This window comes from Pseudoxanthomonas sp. LjRoot204_2, from assembly GCF_056175765.1.
In genome coordinates, this window is sequence record NZ_JBGFFG010000049.1 from 1 (window position 1) to 13,076 (window position 13,076).

Annotated in this window: 20 protein-coding genes; 2 read left to right on the forward strand and 18 right to left on the reverse strand. The window is 65.1% G+C overall.

Going from position 1 to position 13,076, the window contains the following annotated elements:
* From AC04L7_RS04035 to AC04L7_RS04080, 10 genes are all read right to left on the reverse strand, one after another.
* A partial coding sequence (locus tag AC04L7_RS04035; protein ID WP_475512559.1) for a recombination-associated protein RdgC occupies nucleotides 1-787 on the reverse strand: 787 nt, incomplete at its 3' end.
* A 3-nt stretch (nucleotides 788-790) separates the two neighbouring features.
* Nucleotides 791-1,036 (reverse strand): hypothetical protein, encoded by a 246-nt coding sequence (locus tag AC04L7_RS04040; RefSeq protein WP_435998605.1) that lies wholly within the window; start codon nucleotides 1,034-1,036, stop codon nucleotides 791-793.
* Between the two features lie 2 nt (nucleotides 1,037-1,038).
* Nucleotides 1,039-1,308 carry a hypothetical protein gene (locus tag AC04L7_RS04045; protein ID WP_475512560.1) on the reverse strand — a complete coding sequence of 90 codons (270 nt, stop codon included), beginning with the start codon at nucleotides 1,306-1,308 and terminating at the stop codon, nucleotides 1,039-1,041.
* 1 nt (nucleotide 1,309) lies between these two features.
* A complete protein-coding gene (locus AC04L7_RS04050; RefSeq protein WP_475512561.1) occupies nucleotides 1,310-1,540 on the reverse strand; it encodes a hypothetical protein in 231 nt (76 codons plus the stop codon).
* Nucleotides 1,540-2,145, reverse strand: a complete 606-nt coding sequence (locus AC04L7_RS04055; RefSeq protein WP_435998599.1) for a hypothetical protein — start codon at nucleotides 2,143-2,145, stop codon at nucleotides 1,540-1,542. The genes AC04L7_RS04050 and AC04L7_RS04055 overlap by 1 nt, the downstream gene beginning before the upstream one ends.
* Complete coding sequence (locus tag AC04L7_RS04060; RefSeq protein ID WP_435998597.1) at nucleotides 2,138-2,368, reverse strand: hypothetical protein; 231 nt, start codon at nucleotides 2,366-2,368, stop codon at nucleotides 2,138-2,140. Before AC04L7_RS04060 ends, AC04L7_RS04055 begins: the two co-directional genes overlap by 8 nt.
* Nucleotides 2,365-2,721: a hypothetical protein gene (locus AC04L7_RS04065; RefSeq protein ID WP_435998595.1), complete on the reverse strand. Its 357-nt coding sequence runs from the start codon at nucleotides 2,719-2,721 to the stop codon at nucleotides 2,365-2,367. Before AC04L7_RS04065 ends, AC04L7_RS04060 begins: the two co-directional genes overlap by 4 nt.
* Nucleotides 2,718-3,005, reverse strand: a complete 288-nt coding sequence (locus AC04L7_RS04070) for a hypothetical protein (protein WP_435998593.1) — start codon at nucleotides 3,003-3,005, stop codon at nucleotides 2,718-2,720. Before AC04L7_RS04070 ends, AC04L7_RS04065 begins: the two co-directional genes overlap by 4 nt.
* Nucleotides 3,002-3,799 (reverse strand): recombinase family protein, encoded by a 798-nt coding sequence (locus tag AC04L7_RS04075; RefSeq protein WP_475512562.1) that lies wholly within the window; start codon nucleotides 3,797-3,799, stop codon nucleotides 3,002-3,004. Before AC04L7_RS04075 ends, AC04L7_RS04070 begins: the two co-directional genes overlap by 4 nt.
* Complete coding sequence (locus AC04L7_RS04080) at nucleotides 3,799-4,032, reverse strand: hypothetical protein (RefSeq protein WP_435998589.1); 234 nt, start codon at nucleotides 4,030-4,032, stop codon at nucleotides 3,799-3,801. Before AC04L7_RS04080 ends, AC04L7_RS04075 begins: the two co-directional genes overlap by 1 nt.
* Before the next feature lie 170 nt (nucleotides 4,033-4,202).
* Here AC04L7_RS04080 and AC04L7_RS04085 point away from each other — a divergent pair, with 170 nt between their 5' ends.
* Nucleotides 4,203-4,577, forward strand: a complete 375-nt coding sequence (locus AC04L7_RS04085) for a helix-turn-helix domain-containing protein (protein WP_435998587.1) — start codon at nucleotides 4,203-4,205, stop codon at nucleotides 4,575-4,577.
* Between the two features lie 11 nt (nucleotides 4,578-4,588).
* On the forward strand, nucleotides 4,589-5,011 hold the full coding sequence (locus AC04L7_RS04090) for a hypothetical protein (protein WP_435998585.1): 423 nt from the start codon (nucleotides 4,589-4,591) through the stop codon (nucleotides 5,009-5,011).
* Here the strand turns inward: AC04L7_RS04090 and AC04L7_RS04095 are convergent, their stop codons facing one another.
* The 8 genes from AC04L7_RS04095 to AC04L7_RS04130 all read right to left on the reverse strand — a co-directional run.
* Nucleotides 5,012-5,218, reverse strand: coding sequence for a hypothetical protein (locus AC04L7_RS04095; RefSeq protein WP_435998583.1), 207 nt, complete (start codon nucleotides 5,216-5,218; stop codon nucleotides 5,012-5,014).
* Nucleotides 5,211-5,630, reverse strand: coding sequence for a hypothetical protein (locus AC04L7_RS04100; protein WP_435998581.1), 420 nt, complete (start codon nucleotides 5,628-5,630; stop codon nucleotides 5,211-5,213). The genes AC04L7_RS04095 and AC04L7_RS04100 overlap by 8 nt, the downstream gene beginning before the upstream one ends.
* Nucleotides 5,630-6,007 carry a hypothetical protein gene (locus AC04L7_RS04105; RefSeq protein WP_435998580.1) on the reverse strand — a complete coding sequence of 126 codons (378 nt, stop codon included), beginning with the start codon at nucleotides 6,005-6,007 and terminating at the stop codon, nucleotides 5,630-5,632. Before AC04L7_RS04105 ends, AC04L7_RS04100 begins: the two co-directional genes overlap by 1 nt.
* Nucleotides 6,004-6,450, reverse strand: a complete 447-nt coding sequence (locus tag AC04L7_RS04110; RefSeq protein ID WP_435998578.1) for a hypothetical protein — start codon at nucleotides 6,448-6,450, stop codon at nucleotides 6,004-6,006. The genes AC04L7_RS04105 and AC04L7_RS04110 overlap by 4 nt, the downstream gene beginning before the upstream one ends.
* On the reverse strand, nucleotides 6,447-7,001 hold the full coding sequence (locus AC04L7_RS04115; protein WP_435998576.1) for a hypothetical protein: 555 nt from the start codon (nucleotides 6,999-7,001) through the stop codon (nucleotides 6,447-6,449). Before AC04L7_RS04115 ends, AC04L7_RS04110 begins: the two co-directional genes overlap by 4 nt.
* 52 nt (nucleotides 7,002-7,053) lie before the next feature.
* On the reverse strand, nucleotides 7,054-7,359 hold the full coding sequence (locus tag AC04L7_RS04120) for a hypothetical protein (protein WP_435998574.1): 306 nt from the start codon (nucleotides 7,357-7,359) through the stop codon (nucleotides 7,054-7,056).
* A gap of 206 nt (nucleotides 7,360-7,565) precedes the next feature.
* The gene (locus AC04L7_RS04125; RefSeq protein WP_435998572.1) at nucleotides 7,566-8,201 is read right to left on the reverse strand and encodes a hypothetical protein; all 636 of its coding nucleotides are present in this window, start codon (nucleotides 8,199-8,201) and stop codon (nucleotides 7,566-7,568) included.
* Nucleotides 8,202-8,211: 10 nt separating this feature from the next.
* Nucleotides 8,212-13,076, reverse strand: a 4,865-nt coding sequence (locus AC04L7_RS04130; RefSeq protein ID WP_475512563.1) for a TipJ family phage tail tip protein, incomplete at its 5' end; no start/stop codon positions are given.

Genomic DNA, 13,076 nt, shown 5'->3' on the forward strand with positions numbered 1-13,076 from the left:
ACTTCAGCTTGCGCACCACCAGGTCTTCGCCCAGGACGAAGCTGACGCAGTCGTCCATCACCAGCGCCAAGCGCGTGCATTGCTTCGCCGCTTCCAGATGGCCGGCGATCTCCTGCGACATCAGGTCCGTGTCCTGGCACTTGATGACGGAGCCGCCCTCCATCGGGTCGCGCAGTTCGGCGTCCTCGCCCATCCACAGGCCATCGGGCAACGGCTCGCCGCTGATCCAGCCCGTCAACACGCTGCGCGGGGCCACTTCGGCGTTCAGCGGCAGCGCCGGGAAACTTCCCAGCGCCCGGCGGATCTCCGACACCGCGCCCTCGCCCACCTTGCGGGACGCCGTATCCACCGCCACCACGCCGCGGCGCACGTCGATGCACACGTCGACGCGTGACGGCTTCACGAACGCCTTGGGCAGCAGTTCGTGCAGCAGGTCGTCTTTGATGCGCTTGCGCGTCTTGCCGCCGGGCTTCCGCCCTTCCTTGGCCTCGATCTCGGCCAGTTTCTTCTGCAGCGCTTCGTTGACCACGGCGCCGGGCAGGATCTTGTCCTCGCCGCCGACGGTAAGCCACAGCGCATCGCCGGCCTGCGCGAACAGCGCATCGTTATCTCGGCCGAACGGCGACACGAAACCGCGCGACGACAGTTCCAGCGGCCCGACCGGCTTCAGTGCGGCATCTGCCAGCAGGTCCTGCAGCCACGGCTTTTCGGCGTCCATCGGGTCGGGACCGACTTGCCACACCATCGTGGGCGGGAAACGGAACATCACCAGGTTGCGGAAGAACATGGGTCAGCCCTCCCGCGACAGCAGCCGCGCACGCAGCGCGTCGGTGGCTGCCCAGCCCGCGCGGCGCGCGGCGTAGCGATCGCCGCCGGTGGTGGACCAGGCGCGGTCGACGGCCGCCAGCGCGGGGCCTGCCGGCACACCGCAGCGGTGCGCGTCGCGCCGCATGTTGACGCGCACCATCAGGCGATGGCTGACCTTCGGAAACTGCGGGGGTTGCGGCGTCGCGCCGCCTGTGATGCACTGGTGCACGGTCAATCTCCTAGACGGGTTTGGTCATCCGAAGCCCTCGGCGTTCCAGCGCCGGGGGCTTCCTTGTTTGCGGGCCGTGCCCGCGCTACCGCGACCAGCTTTTCCAGCGAACCGCGGCGATACAGGCGCGTGCCCATGGGGGTGGACTGCATGACGGCGGGCACGCGCAGCGCGCCGTCATCGGAAACGAATTCCAGATTGGGCGACTTGCCCTTCGGCACCGGGTCGAACCCGATGTACCGGCAGCACCCTTCGAACTTGCGGGCTTCCATGTCACGCATKGGCGCTGTCCTCGGCCTCTTCGGCATTCAGGAACTTGGCGGCGCGCTGGGCGATGTCCTCGCTGGGGAACTGACGCGGGTAGTTGCCCGGCGTCAGTGCCACCTGTGGCTTGCCGACCGGCTTGCCTTCGGCGTCGACCTGTTCGAAACGGATAAGCCGCCACCAGCCGTGGCGGTCGGGATCGGAACCGGGGAACCACTGCTGCCAGGCATTCATTGCCATCAGCCCACCACCTTCAGCGAGGGCTTGGCCCCCGGCAGCTTGCCCATGGCGTCGGTGATCATGGCTGCGGCAGTCAGATGCGCGCCCATGCTTTCGTGCAGCTCTTCCAAGGCCTTGGCGAAGTGGTGCTGGTCCTCCGGGCCGATGGCGTTGTTGTCGGCCAGCATCACCGCAATGGACTGCACGGCGTCAGCCGCGCGGCGCATCAGTTCCGCGGGCGCGCCCACCTGCCCCACCACGTCGTTAGGCATGGGCGGCTTGCGTGCCAGGATCAGCCCGTCACGGCCCAGCAGTTCGGCCAGCACGTGGTCGCGGTACGGATCGGGCAGCGCATTGATCAGCGACTCTTCGATGTCCACGCACATGCGGATCTCGCCCGACAGGATGCGGCGCACCGTCTGCGTGTTCAGACGCGTAGCACGTTCGTGGTTGTCGGCGGTGGTGGCCACGTGGAATTCCACGTCGCGGTCTTCCACCGCCACGGTGTCGTGGTAGTGCAGGACCACTTCGGCCGCATAGGCGTTCCACTGCGTGCGGCTTTCCAGCACGGCGGCATTGACCAGCGTAGAAATGACCTGCGAACGGGTCGGGCGAGGGTTAGCCACGGGTGTTGACCTCGGCAAGTTCGACGCCCTGCGACTTCTGGAACAATCCCAGCAGTTCGTCCTGGCGCGTGTTGATCAGACTGTCGACGCGGCCGTAAATCACGGCGGGCGTGGCAGAGTCGGTGATGCATTCGTGCGCCTCGCGCAGCGTGGCGATTTCGTGCATCAGTGCGGCGGCGCGCGCCGCGTCGGCCGGCGGCAGGATGGATGCGTCCAAGATCATGCCGCCACCTTGCGCAGCCACAGCGACTGCGGCCCGAAGTCTTCGGTGTCGTACACCGCGACCAGCTGCCAGCCTTCGCCGTCCGGCGATGACGGCTGCCACTTTGTGACGCCGCCACCGTCCGCCCAGTACTCGTCGTGTTCCGGCTCGCCTTCGTCGTGGTCGACATCGAGCCCATGGAAACTGACTTCGAAGCCGGCATCCCGGATGGCATGGGTGTCCAGTGTTATGTCATCGGGTTCGTCGCCGACCATGAACCGGTCCAGATCGGGATGATGTGCATACCCGCTTTCATCGCGCACAGGCATGGCTTCGGGCGCGAACAGGGCGCGGATGGGTTGGTCGTGACTCATGCGTGTACCTGATGGGCTAGGCGCCGGTCGGCGCGTTCGATACGGGCCACTTCACGACGGCATGCGTCGAAGATCCCCGCGTACTCCGCACCCAGCGGCGACCGGGTGAAGTGGATGGAAACGTCAGCCGCCTCGCGCATCAGGCGCGATGCCAGCTGGCGACGGAGCGAAAGCGCGTAAGACTTCTGGCAGCACGACAGCGTGGCGTTCTTCAGCGCGTCGGTGCCCTGATAAACCCACCCCGGGCGGGTCTGGTTGGGGTGGCGGCCGGGGCGCGTGGTCATGCCTGCTCACCTCCCGAAACCGCCGCTTCGTGAACCACCGGCATGGGCGGGATATGTTTCAACCCGCCATGCGAATTGATCACCCGAGACACCGACGTTTTCTGCCAGCGCTTGCCGCCGTTGGGCGCGCGTATGCCGCGCTTGAACAGTTCGTCGGCGATGGCTTCCAGGCTCATCTGCGCCGGGCCGTCGTGCGGGCCGCGCAGGTCCATGATCAGTTCGCGGTGCGGCCAGGTGGCCGGGTCGCGGAACAGCGACTGCCCCACCACGCGGCCGGCGTCATCGCTCCACGTGCCGCCCATGGCCACACAGCCATACGGCGTGGTGCCGTACACCCTGCCCCGCTCGCGCAGCGACTGCTGCGTGGCGCGTGTGCGCTCGCGGACCAGGTCGCGTTCGTATTCGGCCGCACCCATCAGGATGGTCAGCACGAACTTGCCCACCGCCGTGGTGGTGTCCACCTTTTCACTGATGGACTGCAGGRCCACGCCGGTGCGGTCCAGTTCGTCGCGCACGAAGTTCAGCCCGTGCTGCGCATTGCGGAACAGCCGGTCCAGGCGATAGACCACCACCACATCGGCTTCGCCAGCGCGCAGGCGGCGCAGCAGTTCACGGCCGCCGGGGCGCTTGTGCAGCGCGGTGCCGGCGCTGACGCCGCGATCCTCGACGACGTCGACCAGCGTGTGGCCGAACAGGCCGCACCACTGGCGGATCATGTCGGGTTGCAGGGCCAGGCTATGCCCCTGCCCCGCCTGTTCTTCGGTCGACACGCGGATGTAGCCCAGGGCGCGCATCAGTGCGCCCCCGCGGCCTGATGCACCGCCAGCAGTTCGGCGGCCGTCACTACCCCGCCCGCCGCCTCCGCCATCTTGATGGCCCGATCCCGCGTGGAAACGTACCCACGACGGCGGATCTTGCGCAGCATTTCGGTGGACACGCCGGCCGCATTGGCGGCTTCGCCTACGGTCGGGAACAGCGCCACCCACAGGTCGACCGGGTTCTGAGGTTGGGTCGGGATGCAATTCATAGTTGCGCAAACTACAACCGCAAATTGCGCTTGTCAACAACTCAAAATTGCCATTCGTCGGCTGGTGCTGCGCAACAATGGGTTGCGGTCTGAACGTGGGGCCGCCTGGCCCCCGCCCCCGCACGGTGGCCGAACCCCTGATTGGAGTGGCGGGCCTCCTACAGAGTCCCATGCCAACCGCGCCCTATCAGGAATTCGCCGGGCGCCTGCACAAGGCGCTCGACCGCGCCCGGTTTCCAGCTGACCGCGCCCGGACCGGCGCACTCGCCAACCGTTACGCGGTCACCCGCGAAACCGCCCGCAAATGGCTGGCGGGCTTGGCCCTGCCCGAACTCGAGCGAATGATCACGTTGGCCACCGATTTTCGGGTGGCGTTCGAATGGCTGGCCACCGGTCGCGGCACCCCCGATGTCGATGCCGGCAAGGTGGTGCGGGAGATAACCGCCACCTATGGCGACGACACGCTGCAAAAGCTCCACGCCTGGCTTGACACCCTCACAGACGAACAGCGCAAGGGGCTGATACAGTTTCTCGGGATCTGCTGAAGGGGGCCGACATGAAGTCCTGCATCATCGTGCTTGCGCTACTGGTCAGCGGCTGCGCCACGCGCGCCGTCGATTCCACCGCAGCTGCCGCCGTGCCGGCCGATCGCGTGCTGGCCTTCGCCAGCGCCGGCAGCGACACCGCACCGGTCACCATCACGCGCGACAGCGGCATGATGAACGCCGGGTGCCCTCTCGCTTTCCTGGTCGACGGCAAGCCGGCGCTGATGATCCGCCGCGCGGAAACCGCTACCCTGCACCTGCCTGCCGGCGATCGCCTGGTGGGTGTCGCGCCGGCCGGCGGCGGGCTGTGCGATTCGCAGGCCGACCGCTACCGCCGCGAAGTCAGCCAGCGCGTGGTCGCTGGTCAGCCTTTGCGTCTGCGCATCGGCCTTCAGTCCGATGGCGAGCCCTACGTGCAGCCCACGTCGGGCTGATCAGCGGATCTGGCCGGCGGCTTCCATCTTGCGGATGCAGCGCCGCTCGCCACGCCAGCGGATGCGGTCGGTGGTGGCCACACCCATCACGCGGTTGCCCCACAGCTTCCACGCCAGCAGCACCGCATCGGTGATGGGCTGACCGGGTGCCGGGTCTGCAGGCTCGGGCGGGAACTCGCCGGCCGGTTCGTCCAGGCAGTCAGTCACCCGCGGCGGCGTTGGCTTCGTCGATTGCCGGCTGGATGCTTGGCATCCCACCAGCAGGCATGCGGCAATCACCAGCGACAGCAACACTGGCCAGTGCGGTTTCCCGTGCATACGTGTTCCTCTGCGTCTGCGCGGCGCTGCGCGCGGTGTCGGCCCGGGTGTCGGTCGCGATCGCGCGGGCCTGTGCCTCGGCCTGCGTGGCGCGCTTCTGCTCGGCCTCGATGGCGAAGCGGGCGGCCTGCTCCATCTTCGTGCGGCATTCCGCCTTCGCCGCGCCAGCCTTGCGCCACTGCCAGGCATTGACGCCGACCGACACCGCCAGCGCTGCCCACGACAACAGCAGGACCAGCACCATGCCGGCGATCCACTGGCCCGCCGCGCCCCAGGCGGAAACCTGGTCGCGCAGCGCCATCAGCGCTTCAGCCGCGCGTTGCGGTGCGCGATCGCCAGACGTTCGGACCACCACAGCGACAGCCGCAGCGGTACCGTCTGCACGGTGATGGCTAGGCTGCGAGCCTGATCCGCGATGCCGAACGCCTTGTCGTATTGCGCCAGCGCGATCATCGCAATGCCCACGCGCAACAGCACCGACCACCAGCCCGGCACGTGCGGCTGCACCAGCGGGGCCATGCCGGTGGCGAACGCGCCGACCATGGCCAGCAACAGGCCGACCTGTGCTGTGGCCTTCCGCACGCACGTGGGCCGGTCAGCGACCAGCAGGAAGGTGCCGCACACCCAAAAGATGACGAAGCACACCAGCGCGTTGACGGTCAGCAGTATCCAGATCATGGGGTGTCCTCATTCCGAGATTTCCCCCTGGTGAAAACCGCCACCCAGGCATTCAACCCCGCCTGGAAGGTGCGTTCGAAGTAGTCGGCCGCCTTGATGCGCACCACCTGCATCAGGAAAGCCGCGAGCCCGGCAACCGCCTCCACCGGGATGGCGTTCATGCCATACGGCGACAGCTGCGGAATGTGGGCCAGCGCCACCGCGATCCATCCGCCAATGAAAGCATCGGCCGCGATCCCCAGCAGGCGCAGCGGCACCGCCTCCACGTCCTGCCCTTTGCGCTTCAGATAGCTGAAACCAGACCCCAGCATGGCCGCCGTCAGCGCCGCCACCGGAATGCCCAGCACCGGGTACCTGCTGAACGCATCGATGCCCGGCCACAACGGCACGGTGACGGCCAGTGCGAGCGTCAGCAGCGCATCGGGAATGGCGTGATGGTTCATGCGTAGTGCGCCTGTGCGGCCGCGACAGCCATGCGATGGTTCAGCGGCCACTTGCCGGCATGCGGCTTGCCGGGGCGCCAGGTGCGGAAGCGGTACAGATCCCACGCCGCCTTCGTGTCGGTCAGCGCCGGCAGGCGCTTCGGATCGGTGAACAGCAGCAGGCGCGCGACGCAGCACGCCAGCAGGTCGTCGGCTTCAAGGGCAAGCCAGATGGCCCGCGGTTCGAACGCGACGCCGCGTGCCGCGCATATCTGCGCCAACCAGTAGCGGCTGGCGGGATGCAGGTACACGCCCCACACCCCGCCCCTCGACGCCTTCGTGCCCAGTTCGAACTGCCACAACCCGCGCGCCGGGCCCTTCACATTGGGTCGCTTGGCGTCGATGACCTGCCAGCGGTGTTCCAGCGCCGATTCCTGCAGGGCGATGGCCAACAGCATCACGATGGCCTCGATGCTGGTCATGGCCGCCGGCAGCAGTTTCAACGCCGGCAGGATCACGCGCTTGATGGCGATGTCCTGGCGGATCGGCAGCGGGAGTTGCGGCGCGGTCATGTCAGCATTTCACGCGCCGCGGGATGGTCGGTCTACCGTGCCGGTTAACGCCTCATCCCTCCGTTGGCAGCGGGTCACGACTCAACTGCACGCGCTCGCTGGCCGCGCGCGCCAGGTAGTTGGCTGCCACCGGATCGATAAGGCCATCGAACCGCTGCCACAACACGTCGTCGACGCGTTCGAAGTGGCGCGAAGCGCGGAGGACGAAGCCGGCGCCGTCCAGCCGGCCGATGCGCTGGAACATGGCTTCGGCTTCTCCGGCATCGTTGAAGCTGATGGTTTGCCCCTGCGACAGCAGGTTCATCACGCGGATGTCTTCCGCGTCGGCGTTGGCCAGGAAGTCTTCGTAACTGATCATGGTGCGGGGCTCCTATCGGTTTTCGGCTTCGCGCTGCCGGCGCAAGCGCTCTGCCCGTTCCAGGGACAGCATGCGGGTTTCCACTCCGGTGGCCTGGGGCGCGGAAGGTGGAGTGACGGGCGCCGCTCTTTCCAGTCGGCGAACACGGCGCCACACGAAGATCAACGCCGCGACCAGTAATGCCGTGATGACCACAAGCGCCGCGTTCACTCCGCACCCTCGGTCGCCGCCGGCAACTCGGTGGGTAGCGTGCCGGCGGGCGTGGCGGTGGCCAGCTCTTCTGGCTTCGGCGCCCATTCCGGCGCACTGCCCTTGCGGAAAGCGAAGCCCGAACGCAGGTCACTGGTGCCCAGAACACGCAGCAGGTTTTCGACCTTGGCGCGGGCGGTGCCGTCCGCAAAGCCCTCTTGCCAGCGCCACGCCTGGCCGGCGCCGCTCTGTGCGGTCGGGTCCCACACCAGGTCGCCGTATTGATCGCCCTTCCAGTTCGGGCGGCCGTCGTACCGCGGCAGGGTCATCAGTGCTTCCGCTGTGACTTCGCCCGTGTGCCGCACCCACGCATCGTCCATTTCGATGGTGTCACCAATGTTGTCCTGGTGGACGGTGTGGGTGGTGCTGTTGCTGCGGCTGGCGTAGCCATTGGGCGCCTGCTTGAAGGTGCCGTCGGCATTCATTTCCCATGCCTGCGCCGTCATGTGGAAGTGATCTGCCTTCACGGACAGGTCGACTTCCATCACCACGCGCATGTACACGTCGCTGTCCTGTTCGTGGAAGTCGCGCACCTCCACGTTTTCGGGAAGGTTCGTGGGGTGGCCGGGTAGCTGGATCTGAATCAGTTTCACTGCGTCATCCTCATGGTTTGTACTGCGCGTTGTGAGTGGCGATCGCGATGCCGGCCACCTCGCCGGCAAGGAACATCCGGTTACCCAAGTCGACCTTCACCACCTGGCGGGCACCGACGAACTGCAGATCACAGACCAGTTCAGGCGTCATGCGGCCATCGCGTTGCACCAGCACCTGCTGGCCCAGCATCTGCGGCGTTTTCCTGATGCGCCCGTCTGGCAGATCCATCGGCGTGGACGCGCTCTGAACGATGGTCGCGCCTGACTCAGTCACCAGGCGGTAGCACTCTTCATCGCCGATGCTGATGGTGCGCACGGCGTGTGCTTCCACTTCTGCGCGCGGCACGCGCACGTCGATGCACGGGACAAGATCGCCCGGCTTCAGGTCGCGTACCAGGCGCCCATCGGGCAGCACCGTGTCGAAGTCCACGCACCAGTCGCCCGGGTTGCCGGTGCCGGGTCCACCACCTGAACCGGTTCCGCTTGTCGGAATCGTGACGTTGCCCACCACGATGGCACCTTCGCCAGCCTGTTGCGCATTCAGCACATTGGTCTGCGCGTAGTAGGTTCGGGTTCCACCGTCCAGGTACGGGTCCAAGGTGAAGATGATGTACGTGACGCCCTGCGTCAGGCCCGTCACCGCATTGGTGACGGCGTTATAGCTGACGGTCTCACCGCTGATGTTCGTACTGTGCGCATTGACCGTCACCTGGCCGGAGCTATTTGCGGTCAGTGCAGTGGCGTTCCTGACGGATGCGATACCAGCGACCAGCGAAGCACGGCTGTTGCGCGCGCCGCCAAGAATCACACGACTGCCCCGCACGTTCAGGCCGATGCGGCGGACCCCAGCATCCATCGCCAGGTCGACGTTGGCTGTGCGCCCATAGGTCGTGCCGTCAGTAATCTGGTTCTGGTCGAGTGTCGTCTGTCGACGGATTTGACACATGCGGAAGCGCGCGTGCGTAGTTGCCCACGGCATGGTCACATTGCCGCCGGTGGTGTTGTTCCACTGCACGCCTACAATCGGGCGAACGTAAGCAGTACCGGCTGGAATGGTGACAAGGTGTTCGGTAAGCCAATACCCTGAGTGGTTGGCGGCCTGCCGACCCCCGTAGCCGATGTCTGCACCGTCCTTGTTGTAGAAGTTGAGGCCACAGTAGGTAAAGATATCGATGCCGGCTGGCCGAGTGGTGCCGATATCTACTACGCCTTCCGACCGCACAATAAATTTCTCGCCCGGCTCAACAGCGAAGCGATCGCCCGTGCGGACATACACTTGATTCGATCCGGGCCCTGCGGTGCCGCCGCTGTCACCAATGAAGAGTTGCATCTGATTGCCGGCGGCATACGATTCCAACCCAACGCCGACCGCAGATGTGTATGCGCCACCAACGCTATCGTTCATCCAGCCATCTGCGACGAACTCGCCTTGGACTGGTGCATATTGATTGATCGGGAACTGACCAAAGTTCTGGCCGAAATTTCCGTTCGGCACGAAGCTTTCGCCACTACTGACGGCGCGCGGCTGGTCGTCGGTAAAAGCGAGGCGGATGTTGTCAAACACCCAGAAACCGGCGTTGCATCCAGTGGTGATTAGATTGGCGTTCGCCCTCACTGCTCCATATGGAACAGTGATCTTTCCAGTGACCGTGCGCCAATAGCCGTTAGCCTGCTGGCCAGTAGACGGTGCCGATGACCATGCAAGATTCTTCTCTCCAATGAAGGTGCCGTCCTTGTTGTAGAACACAAGGCCGATTGCACTCTCACCATTGGCGAGGTTTTGCCAGCGGCCAACGCAGCCGATGACGGAGATGACTTGTCCGGGTCGTACCTGAATAGACTTCTGGTTGACCGCACGTGCGTTCGGGTTTCCCAACGAAGCGCTGAACACCATGATGCGGGAACCGCTAAGAGCGGCTGCATTCTCTTCGGTGTACATGCCGGTATCACGATTCCAATACAGGTCGGCTTGTTCAAACGACGGGTTAAAAACCAGCGAGTCCGTCGCGGCCGAAAAGTCGTCGGCGTTCTTCGACCAGCCTGTGCCATTCCAGTAATATGTGTCTTTGTAGCTCGGGCGATACCACATATCACCAACGATGTAGCTACCAGCGCCCGGTGTGGCATCTTGCACAAACAAACGGATGCGAGCGTTAGCAGTCGTCTGCGCGGTATTTGCTGCACCCTGCGCATTGCTGGCGTCAATAATTGCCTGCGGCAGTCGGTTGTCAGTGGACTCAACCCATGAAGAGCCGTTGCACCAGTACCACTTCCCGTCGTCGCTGTCCTGCCAGTAGTCGCCGATCTTTGCGCCACCACCGCCGATGGATGGCGCGGCCGCCTGCCGATAGATATCAACTTGACCATCCGCCGTCGCCTGCGCGGAAAGTGCGGTGATCAGAGCGGAGAGCGCCACGCCGGCCGGCGTACCGCGCGAATAGGCCGACGGACTATTGAGCGTTCCGACGGCCTCTTCAATCATTACACCGTCAATCCGGATGTCGGTTCCGTTTGCACCATTGACCAAAAGGCGAATAGCAATGCGCTCGCCGGTCATTGCGCTGGCGTCTAGTAGCGCAGAGATACGGCGCCATTGTCCGTCGTTGACAAACGTGAGCGGGCCTGATGGTGAGTCGGTGAGGGTGTTTGATTGCAAATCAACACTACCGGACGTAATGCTGTTCGTCAGGTAATAGAAGGACACGATGTACCGCTTTCCTGTGGTGTGCTGGATGTTCCAGCCCAGCGACGGGCACAAGAAAATAAAGCCCGACGTTCCAGCTGTCTGCCGCTGAAGAAGAAGGCTTGCTGCCACCTTCTTGAAGGTGGCATCGCGGCTGGCCGTGAGGTTGGACGGCACCAGCTGCGGAAGCGTCGTGTTTTCGAACGTGCTGTACTGGTCGGGTAGGACGTTGACGCCGCTGCCGCCAAGTCGACCAGGCGTTATCAGACCGTCGGGCGCCACGGTCTGGTCGGGCACACTGTATGTCGCGGACTTTACCGGCGACGACTTGATGCCCAGCGAATTGATGGCGGTGATGCGCGCTTCGAAGGTGCCCGGCAGCACGTTTGGCACATCCACCGACGTGCCGGCCACGCGGCCCGCCGCGATCCATTCGCCCTGCCCCTGCCGCCATTCGACGTCGTAGACGATCGCGGAAGCGATCGCCTGCCAGTCGACATTGACCACCACCTGCGCGGTGATCTCGCCCGCCACTTCACGGTGCGTGATGGTGATTCCGGTGGGCGGAAGCTGCACGCTGGGGGGCAGGATGGTGGTGGGCGCAGCCTCGACGTAGACGCCATTTTCCACCGCATCGAACTTGCCTTCCGCGTGCTGGATCGCCGTGAGGGTGTACGTCATCCCCTCGTTCTCGGTCACACTGATAACGCGGAACTTCTGTGCCGCAAGCGTTTCGCTCTGCACGGTCCAGACCGCGCCGACCACCGGGATATCGGTGAACGGGGTCGTGGTGGTGATGACGCGCCCGACCACGGACTGCACGGTCCGTTCTTGCGCCACGGCGTCGGGAAGCACGCAGCTGATCGTGTCGCCTGGCGCCACGGTGGGCGCGGCGTCCACCGTGATGGCGCTGTTGGTGGCCAGTGACACGCGGCCACCAATGCGCCGCCCTGCACGGGCCGGGTCGGCGACCAGCACCACCTGCCCAGGCTGCGCCACCGTGCCTTCCAGGCCCACGGAGAACGTCACCGTGTTGGTTTCCATGTGTTCGGTGAACAGTAGCCAGCGCCCGGCGCGCTGCGCCTGCGACTTGGACGTGCACCCGAACGCGATGATGTCGGTCTGGTTGATGCCGTAGCGGGCGATGCCCTCTTCGAAGATGACCGGCTCTACCTTCGCGCGTCCGAAGTCGGTAGGGTCATTCCAGCTGACCATCGCTACGGTGTGACGCGCTTTCTTGCCGCTTCCCTGATACAGGAACTTGCCGTCGATGACGTTGGCCGCGGTGTAGATGTACACCGGGTCTTCCGGCATGTCGGCCACGGCCTTGATGGTGGCCCCGGTCCAGAACGAAATACCGCGGAAGATGGACGCCAGGTCCTGCAGCAGTTTGAACGCATCGACTCGCGTCTGCAGGTACACATTGCAGGTGAAGCGGGGTTCCTGTCCGCCGGCACCGTTGGACACCAGTTCGTCGCAGTAGCGGGCGATTTTGTACAGGGCCCACTTGTCGACCTGCGACGGCTGCACCAGATGCCCCAGGCCATAGCGCGGATTGGTGGCCAGGTCGTAGTAGATCCACGCCGGGTTGTTGGTCCACGCCGGCTGGAATGTGCCGTCCCAGATACCGGTATACGCACGGGTCGTCGCGTTGTAGTTCGACGGCACCTGCACGATGCGGCCGCGGATGTGATACGCACGCGTTGGGATGTTCTGGAACTGCGACGCGTCCACCACCACGGCGGCCAGCGCGCTGTTCGGGTATCGGAACTTGCCGTCGAGGATCTCCGCGAAGGACTCCACGAAGGTCAGGTCAGCGACCGACCCGCTGTTGGCCTGCGGGGTGATGCGCCGCACCCGGACGATCCAGCCACTGGATGCCGCCGGCAGATCGATGCGGTGGCTGCGTACATACTTTGTCGACGTCTTGCCCGTGAAAGCGCTGTTCAGGACGGTCACGAACGAACCACCATCGGTCGACAGGTCGATCGCGTACTGGACCGAATGCCCCTTGATGTCGCCGTTGCTGGTGTCTGCCTTGCTTAGGGTCGGCACCGACAGACGCACGCGGATGGCCGACAGCGCGGTGTTGTTGATCGCCCGCGTCCACGGCGTTCCCTGCTGCAGTTCCAGGTTGACGCCCAGTTCGCTTTCGACCGCCGGGAAGCCTTTGATGTAGTCCTGGTCCTGCG

Bases quoted from the DNA above. Each gene is read 5' to 3' on its own strand.
- AC04L7_RS04045 (WP_475512560.1), bottom strand. From the start codon at position 1,308: ATGGAAGCCCGCAAGTTCGAAGGGTGCTGCCGGTACATCGGGTTCGAC.
- AC04L7_RS04060 (WP_435998597.1), bottom strand. From the start codon at position 2,368: ATGATCTTGGACGCATCCATCCTGCCGCCGGCCGACGCGGCGCGCGCC.
- AC04L7_RS04065 (WP_435998595.1), bottom strand. From the start codon at position 2,721: ATGAGTCACGACCAACCCATCCGCGCCCTGTTCGCGCCCGAAGCCATG.
- AC04L7_RS04070 (WP_435998593.1), bottom strand. From the start codon at position 3,005: ATGACCACGCGCCCCGGCCGCCACCCCAACCAGACCCGCCCGGGGTGG.
- AC04L7_RS04080 (WP_435998589.1), bottom strand. From the start codon at position 4,032: ATGAATTGCATCCCGACCCAACCTCAGAACCCGGTCGACCTGTGGGTG.
- AC04L7_RS04085 (WP_435998587.1), top strand. From the start codon at position 4,203: ATGCCAACCGCGCCCTATCAGGAATTCGCCGGGCGCCTGCACAAGGCG.
- AC04L7_RS04090 (WP_435998585.1), top strand. From the start codon at position 4,589: ATGAAGTCCTGCATCATCGTGCTTGCGCTACTGGTCAGCGGCTGCGCC.
- AC04L7_RS04100 (WP_435998581.1), bottom strand. From the start codon at position 5,630: ATGGCGCTGCGCGACCAGGTTTCCGCCTGGGGCGCGGCGGGCCAGTGG.
- AC04L7_RS04105 (WP_435998580.1), bottom strand. From the start codon at position 6,007: ATGATCTGGATACTGCTGACCGTCAACGCGCTGGTGTGCTTCGTCATC.
- AC04L7_RS04110 (WP_435998578.1), bottom strand. From the start codon at position 6,450: ATGAACCATCACGCCATTCCCGATGCGCTGCTGACGCTCGCACTGGCC.
- AC04L7_RS04115 (WP_435998576.1), bottom strand. From the start codon at position 7,001: ATGACCGCGCCGCAACTCCCGCTGCCGATCCGCCAGGACATCGCCATC.
- AC04L7_RS04120 (WP_435998574.1), bottom strand. From the start codon at position 7,359: ATGATCAGTTACGAAGACTTCCTGGCCAACGCCGACGCGGAAGACATC.